Source organism: Ideonella sp. P3_A4, from assembly GCF_056403075.1.
Genome location: NZ_JBFUGE010000993.1, coordinates 1 through 1,560, shown reverse-complemented (window position 1 = coordinate 1,560; position 1,560 = coordinate 1). Strand labels below are relative to the sequence as shown.

Genomic DNA, 1,560 nt, shown 5'->3' with positions numbered 1-1,560 from the left:
GCATGAGGTCCTTCACCAGCACCGACTGCACCTCGGGCTCGAGGTGCTGCGCGCTGTAGCGGTGGCTGCGTTCGCTCTCGTCGCGTTGCAGCAGGCCCTTGTCGGCCATGATCGTCATCATCTTCAGCACCGTGGTGTAGGCGGTGTCCTTGTGCTGCGACAAGGACTCGTGCACCTCGCGCACGGTGCACGGGCCGCCGTGGTCCCACAGCACCTGCAGGATCGCCAGCTCGCCTTCGGTCGGATGGGGCGTGGTCATTCTTGTCTTTCGGTTAGGCCGGTCGAACAGGACAGGCCAGTGGCGCGGGTCAATTAGTACTAGATAAATAGTACTAAGTGATTAGTAGATCCTCAAGAGGCTTGTGACAGACGGTCGATTTGGTGCCCTGAAATGCATGCACACCCCCATGAGTTGGGGGGCGCCGGCGTGTCCGGTTCGGTGAGGGTGGTTGCGTCTTTTCCATCGTCAGGCCTGCGTTGCCGCGTCCACGCTGCCGCGCTTCGGGCCCGATGGCCGGGGGCTCGTGATGGCCCCGCCTACACCACCCTTTCATGGAGATCACCATGGCCACTTTGCAAGCTCGCCTTCTGCAGGCGCTCGCGCCCGTCGCGCTGGCCGCGGCTGCGCTGTCCACGTCCGGTGCTGCGATGGCGCAGAGCCGCGAGCAGTTCATGTCCGAAAACGACCCCAAGGGGCTGGCCGGTGTGCATCCACCCTGCCGGGGCAAGGTGAACCAGGTGCTCGACACCGTCTACGAAGGCGTCAAGACCACGGCCTGGAACTTCGCGGCGGTCGGCGGCGGCGGTGAGAGCACGCGTTTCGACAAGACGCCGGTGTTGAGCACCAAGGTCACGCTCCAGGCGGGCTGCCTGAATGCGCACTTCAGCGCGATGGTCGGCAGCCGCCAGACCTACACCTGGGTCTCGGCGCTGACGATGTTCCAGGTCACGCTGACGCCGTCGACCGGCGGCGCGCCGATGCACATGGCCGGCCACTATGAAACGCCGTACGGCATCTACGGCCCGGCCATCRCCGAGTCGGCCGAATACGACGTCGACATGATCGCGTCGAACTTCTACCAGGGCATCGGCACGGGACCGGGCCTGGTGCCACCGGGCACCTACCGCGTGGACGTGTGGTGGGCCGGTGGCCCGATCGGCGGCGGCGGCGCGATCGGTGCCGACTTCGTCCTCAAGCTGTACATGTATTGACTTGCCGGCGCTCGGTCAGGAGCCGCCAGCTTCAAGTGGCGTGCGCGGATCCGGCTTGTATGGTTGCGTGGTTGGGGTGGAGGGCCTGAAATCCGGAGATCGGCCTGGACCGACTGGCAGAGATTGCCCCCACCCCGCCTGTCAGCGTCGATACAGAACTGCGCGGCCGCCAAACAGACAGACCGCCGATCTGAGTGCAAGCCAACGCGGCTGGCGGGTCCCCACCCCAACGACTGTCATTGTCGATAGGGGAGACCTGACCATGCAAGATCAAGCTGTATTTGCCGGCATCGATGCTTCCAAGGCCGAGCTGGTGGGTTGTGTTCATGGCGGCCAAGGCTGCGCCGC

General features: G+C 64.9%; 2 protein-coding genes. One reads left to right on the top strand and one right to left on the bottom strand.

From position 1 onward, the window contains the following. Positions 1-259, bottom strand: a 259-nt coding sequence (locus AC1DYI_RS35190) for a BlaI/MecI/CopY family transcriptional regulator (RefSeq protein ID WP_477208734.1), incomplete at its 3' end; no start/stop codon positions are given. A 305-nt stretch (positions 260-564) separates the two neighbouring features. Here AC1DYI_RS35190 and AC1DYI_RS35185 point away from each other — a divergent pair. After that, positions 565-1,212, top strand: a complete 648-nt coding sequence (locus AC1DYI_RS35185) for a hypothetical protein (protein WP_477208733.1) — start codon at positions 565-567, stop codon at positions 1,210-1,212. Positions 1,213-1,560: the final 348 nt, after the last annotated feature.